Origin of the sequence: Immundisolibacter sp., assembly GCF_028696615.1 — a bacterium.
Classification (GTDB): domain Bacteria; phylum Pseudomonadota; class Gammaproteobacteria; order Immundisolibacterales; family Immundisolibacteraceae; genus Immundisolibacter.
This window is the reverse complement of the sequence record NZ_JAQVGQ010000172.1, coordinates 1-5850: the sequence shown is the minus strand read 5'-3', so window position 1 is coordinate 5850 and position 5850 is coordinate 1. Positions and strand designations below refer to the sequence as shown.

Here is a 5850-nt window from a genome sequence, read left to right as displayed (position 1 = left end):
CGCTGGCGTAGCCGAAACGCTTCGCGTGCCCAGCGGCGCAACGTGTGGCGCTGTACGGCGCCGCGCACACTGCGTTTGGGCACGACCAAGCCGAGCCGGGCGAAGCCGACATCGTTGGGTAGCGTGATCAGCTCGATTCCGCCCACCCGGCGCCGGCGGCCGTGTCGGAACACGGCCTGGAACTGCGCCGGCGCCAGCAGGCGCTGCTGGCGGGTAAACCCGCAGGTCGCCGACGGCGACTGCGACCGGATCAGACGCAGCTGATGCGGTGACGCCCCTTGGCACGCCGGGCGTTCAGGACCTTGCGTCCGCCGACGGTGCGCATACGGGCGCGAAAACCGTGCGTGCGGGCCCGATGCAGGTTGCTGGGTTGGTAGGTGCGCTTCATGACCGCGTCATCCAGGAAAGCTGGCAAAAAGGCGCGAAAGCTTAACGGCGCGAACTCTGACTGGTCAACCGTCGGCTGCCGCTGGCTGCCGGGCGCGGCGGCTGCGCCAGGCGGTAAACTTGCCGGCCGGCCGACACGCGGAACCCGGGTCGGTTTTTGATCGAGGGCTTCCTTGAAGAACACTTGGCAGGGCTGTCTCGCCCAGCTCGAACGCGAGCTGTCGCCGCAGCTTTTCAACACCTGGATCCGGCCGTTGCAGGCCCGCCAGGCGGGCAGCACGCTGCGCCTGCTGGCGCCCAACCAGTTCGTGCTGGAACAGGTCAGCACGCAGTTTCAGGGCCGCATCCGCGAGTTGCTGGCCGAGCGCGGCCTGAGCCTGGCGCTGGAGATCGGCAGCAACGTCGGCGACGCGTCAGCGGAAAAGCCCGCCGGCGGGGCACCCGCCGGCAGACGCAAGCGCCAGCCGGCGCCGGCGGTGGACCCGCAGCTTCGGTTCGACACGTTCATCGAAGGCAAGTCCAACCGCCTGGCGCGCGCCTCCTCGCTGCTGGTCAGCGAGAACTGCGGCGGTCTGTACAACCCGCTGCTGCTGTACGGTGGCGTGGGCCTGGGCAAGACGCATTTGCTGCACGCCATCGGCAACGCCGTCCTGGCCGAGCGGCCCGAAGCGCGCGTGGTCTACGTTTCCGGTGAGCGATTCGTGTCGGACATGGTGTCGGCCCTGCAGCAAAATCGCATCGACGCCTTCAAGGCGCACTATCGCAATCTGGATTTGCTGCTGGTCGACGACATCCAGTTCCTGGCAGGAAAGGAGCGCTCCCAGGAAGAGTTCTTCCACGTGTTCAATTCCATGCTGGAAAGCAAAAACCAGCTGGTGATGAGCTGCGACCGCTACCCGCGCGACATCAAGGGCTTGGAGGACCGGCTCAAGTCACGCTTCGGCTGGGGGCTGTCGGTGGCTGTCGAGCCGCCCGACATGGAGACGCGCGTGGCCATTTTGCTCAGCAAGGCCGAGTTGGCCAAAAAGAGCGTGCCGCAGGACGTGGCGTTCTTCATCGCCCGTCGGGTGCACTCGAACGTGCGCGAGCTCGAGGGTGCCCTGCGCACGGTGATGGCCTACGCGACGCTGACCCACGCGCCGATCACGCTCGAGCTCACGCGCGAAGCACTCAAGGACATCGTCAAGGCACAGGACCGGCAGGTCACGCTGGACGCCATCCTCAAGGCGGTGGCCGAGTATTACCGGCTGCGCGGCAGCGACCTGACCTCGCGCAGCCGCAAACGCAGCCTGGTACGGCCACGCCAGGTCGGCATGGCGCTAGCCAAGGAATTGACCGCCTGCAGCCTGCCGGAAATCGGCGCAGCCTTCGGCGGACGCGATCACACCACCGTGCTTTATGCCTGCGAACGGGTGGCGGAGATGCGCCGTGACGACGAAACCATCGCCAGCGACTACGGCAACCTGCGCCGTATCCTGATGGGCTGATAGCCTGTGGATATCCGGTGGAGCGCGTCAGGCAAACCTGCACGGTCGGGCGCCATCGGCCATCGGTCACGATCAGATATACCGCCGCAAGCTCACCGTATAGCGTCAAACAACCTGTTGATATAATTGAATAAATAAAAATTACTCAGTTATCCACAGGCCTAAATAGCAATAAGCTTCTATATCAAAACCTCCTCATTGAGGCCGACGATGAAAATCAGCGTGGACCGCAGCCAGCTCTTGGCACCGCTTCAGGTTGCCCATGCCGTCGTCGAACGACGCCAGACCCTGCCTATTCTGGCGAACGTGCTGATCACGGCCAACGAACACGGTTTCCGGCTGTCGGCGACCGACCTCGAGGTCGAGCTGTCGGTGCCTGGCTGTCTCGAGGAATGCACTGTCAGTGGTTCGACCACCATTCCCGCCCGTAAGCTGCTCGACTTGTGCCGCGCATTGCCGGATGGCGCGCGGCTCACCATCGAGATCAGCGGTAACCGTGCCAACGTGCGGGCCGGACGGTCACGCTTCAGCCTGTCGACGCTGCCGGCCGCGGAGTTTCCGGGGATCGACGTCAAGGGCGACGAGCTCGGGCTCGAGTTGCCGCAGCGCGAACTGCGGCGCGCGATCGAGGCCACGTATTTCGCGATGGCGCAGCAGGATGTCCGTTATTACTTGAACGGCATGCTGGTCGATGTGCAGAACGGACATTGCCGTCTGGTGGCGACCGACGGGCACCGCATGGCGGTCACTGAATTGCCGGTCGCGTCGGCTGACGCGGCGCGGCGTGTCATCGTTCCGCGCAAGACGGTGATCGAGGCGCTGCGACTTTTGGCTGACGACGACACTCCGGCGAGGCTAGGCTTGGGTGTCGACCACGTGACGCTGAGCGCCGCCGAGGTCGTGTTCAAGTCGAAGGTGATCGATGGCAGCTTTCCGGATTATGAGCGCGTGATCCCGCGCAATCAGGACAAGGTGCTGGATGTAGACCGCGTGAGTCTGCGCGATTCCCTGGGGCGGGTGGCAATTTTTGCCAACGAGAAATACCGTTCGGTAAGGCTGCAGCTCGAGCCAAAGCTACTGCGTCTATCGGCTAACAACACCGAAAACGAAGAGGCGGAGGAGGAGCTCGAGGTCGACTACCACGGTGCGCCGCTCGAGATCGGTTTCAACGTCAGTTACCTCATCGATGTGCTTAACGCGTTGAAAAGCGATGCGGTACGCCTGCACCTGTCTGATGCTGGCGCCAGTTGTCTGATGACCGAGCCGTCGGGTGGCTCCAGCCGCTACGTCGTCATGCCAATGCGGCTTTAGTGGAAGCCGATGCGGCTTACGCGACTCATCGTTCGCGATGTGCGCAATCTCCAGGCGATCGACTGGCATCCCGCCGATGGTTTGAATGTGCTGGTGGGCCCCAATGGGGGAGGTAAGTCCTCATTGCTCGAGGCCATCCATCTGGCGGCTGTGGGTCGGTCGTTTCGGACCCGCGATACCGACGCGATGATTCGGCAGGGTTGTAAAGGGCTGAGCGTGGGCGCCTGGTTCCGGCATGAGGGGGGACAGCTACACCATGTGCGTCTGCAACGGCAGGCCGGCGCTACCCGCATTTTTCTAGACCAGCGGCCGTTGCGCAGCGCGTCCGAGTTGGCGCGCAACGTCCCGGTGCTGGCATTGTCGCAAGACGGGCTGGCGCGCTTCAGAAGCAGTCGCGGCGAGCGACGGGCGGTGCTCGATTGGGGGCTGTTTCACGTGGAACCTGGGTTCCATTCGGCCTGGTCACGCTACTACCAGTCATTAGCCCAGCGAAACGCTGCCTTGCGAGCCCGCCAAGTCGATGCGCCATGGCTCGGCTTGTTGGCGCAGGCCGGTGAGGCGTTGACCGTAGCCAGGCTCGACTACGTGGCGCGCCTTCAGCAGCAGGTGGAGGATACCGTTCACCGGCTCGGTCTCGGCTTCTCCATCACCATCACCCTGCAGCGTGGTTGGCGTGACGGCGAGCCGCTCACAGAGTACTGGGCGAGTAGCCGGGACAGGGATCGAGCCGTCGGCTACACTATGGGCGGCCCTCATCGCGCGAATCTCGTTGCTCGCGTCGATGGGCGATTCGGTTTTGACGTTCTGTCGGCGGGACAGGCCAAACTGGTCTATTTGGTCGTTCGCCTGGCGCAACTCGAGCAGTTGCTGGCGTGTTTTCCGCAGGCTGAGCCGATCGTTTTCTTCGACGATCTCGCAGCCGAGCTGGATGAGCGGCACCTCCAGGCTGTGCTGCGGCTGTTGAGCGACCACCGGCTGCAGCGATTCGTCACTTCTCCCACCCGAGCGGGTGGGCTCGGTGTTTCCGGCGCCGTGTTTCACGTGGAACACGGCGCCGTGACCCCGGTATCTTTTTGAGAATCACATGACCGACGCAAAAGTCTATGACTCCTCGAGTATCAAGGTTCTAAAGGGTCTCGATGCGGTTCGTAAGCGTCCTGGCATGTATATCGGTGACACCGATGATGGTAGCGGCCTGCATCACATGGTGTTCGAGGTGGTCGACAACGCCATCGACGAGGCGCTGGCTGGCTACTGCCACCACATCAAGGTGACCATTCACGCTGATGGCGGTGTCAGTGTCGAGGACGACGGGCGCGGCATTCCGGTTGATATTCACGCCGAAGAGGGTTGTTCGGCGGCGGAGGTGATCATGACCACCTTGCACGCCGGCGGCAAATTCGATGACAACTCATACAAGATATCCGGAGGACTGCACGGCGTTGGTGTCTCGGTCGTCAACGCCTTGTCGGAGTACCTGAAACTCACGATTCGCCGCGACGGCAAGGTGTACGAGCAGGAATATCGGGATGGCGTGCCGCAGGCACCGCTGGCGGTTGTCGGAACGGCTGACAGCACCGGTACACGGGTTTATTTCCGACCGAGCCCGCAGGTATTCAGCGACGTCGAATTCCACTACGACGTGCTGGCCAAGCGTCTGCGCGAGCTGTCGTTCCTGAATTCAGGGGTGCGCATCGAGCTCTTCGACGAGCGTGATGATCGCCACGAGGTCTTTGAATACGTAGGCGGCATCCGTTCGTTCGTCGAGCACTTGAATCGCAACAAAACGCCGCTGCATCCCACCGTGTTCCATTTTTCCGAGCAGCGCGGAGAAATCGGTGTGGAGGTTGCCATTCAGTGGAACGACTCCTATCAGGAGACCACGTTCTGCTTCACCAACAATATTCCCCAGCGCGACGGCGGCACCCATCTGGCGGGCTTTCGCGCCGGCTTGACGCGCACACTGAATCAGTACATTGAAAAGGAAGGTCTGGCCAAAAAGGCCAAGGTCGAGACCTCCGGCGAGGACATCCGCGAGGGCATGACCTGTGTGCTGTCGGTGAAGGTTCCCGACCCCAAATTCTCGTCGCAAACCAAGGACAAACTGGTTTCGTCGGAGGTCAAGGGCGTCGTCGAAGCCGCCATCAGCGAGAAGTTCACCGAGTTCTTACTGGAACATCCGGCCGAGGCGCGCGCGATCGTGTCGAAGATCATCGACGCCGCCCGGGCTCGCGAGGCGGCGCGACGGGCGCGCGAGATGACTCGCCGCAAGGGTGTGTTGGATATCGCCGGCCTGCCGGGCAAGCTTGCCGACTGTCAGGAAAAAGACCCGAGCCAGTGCGAGCTGTACCTGGTCGAGGGCGACTCGGCGGGTGGTTCGGCAAAACAGGCGCGCGATCGGCGCACGCAGGCCATCCTGCCGCTGAAGGGCAAGATCCTCAACGTCGAAAAAGCGCGCTTCGACAAGATGCTCGCCTCCGCCGAGGTGGGAACTTTGATCACCGCGCTGGGCTGTGGCATTGGTCGGGAAGAATACAACCCCGACAAATTGCGCTATCACCGCATCATCATCATGACCGATGCGGACGTGGACGGTGCGCACATTTGCACGCTGCTGCTGACGTTCTTCTACCGGCAGATGCCGGAACTGATCGAACGTGGACAT

General features: G+C 62.7%; 6 protein-coding genes. 4 read left to right on the top strand and 2 right to left on the bottom strand.

Annotation, left to right across the window (positions count from 1 at the left end; all coding sequences use genetic code 11):
- Both rnpA and rpmH read right to left on the bottom strand, forming a co-directional pair.
- A partial coding sequence (gene rnpA, locus PHC73_RS14010; RefSeq protein WP_366949859.1) for a ribonuclease P protein component occupies nucleotides 1-251 on the bottom strand: 251 nt, incomplete at its 3' end.
- Nucleotides 251-388 carry a 50S ribosomal protein L34 gene (gene rpmH / locus PHC73_RS10710; protein WP_068804510.1) on the bottom strand — a complete coding sequence of 46 codons (138 nt, stop codon included), beginning with the start codon at nucleotides 386-388 and terminating at the stop codon, nucleotides 251-253. The genes rpmH and rnpA, both read right to left, overlap by 1 nt.
- A 172-nt stretch (nucleotides 389-560) precedes the next feature.
- On the opposite strand from rpmH, the gene dnaA reads away from it, so the two are divergent.
- The 4 genes from dnaA to PHC73_RS10690 all read left to right on the top strand — a co-directional run.
- Nucleotides 561-1874 carry a chromosomal replication initiator protein DnaA gene (dnaA, locus tag PHC73_RS10705; protein WP_300127833.1) on the top strand — a complete coding sequence of 438 codons (1314 nt, stop codon included), beginning with the start codon at nucleotides 561-563 and terminating at the stop codon, nucleotides 1872-1874.
- 210 nt (nucleotides 1875-2084) lie between these two features.
- Nucleotides 2085-3185 carry a DNA polymerase III subunit beta gene (gene dnaN / locus PHC73_RS10700; protein WP_300127830.1) on the top strand — a complete coding sequence of 367 codons (1101 nt, stop codon included), beginning with the start codon at nucleotides 2085-2087 and terminating at the stop codon, nucleotides 3183-3185.
- Nucleotides 3186-3194: 9 nt separating this feature from the next.
- Complete coding sequence (gene recF, locus PHC73_RS10695; RefSeq protein WP_300127827.1) at nucleotides 3195-4262, top strand: DNA replication/repair protein RecF; 1068 nt, start codon at nucleotides 3195-3197, stop codon at nucleotides 4260-4262.
- Between the two features lie 7 nt (nucleotides 4263-4269).
- The coding region (locus PHC73_RS10690; RefSeq protein ID WP_300127824.1) for a DNA gyrase subunit B at nucleotides 4270-5850 on the top strand (1581 nt) is incomplete at its 3' end.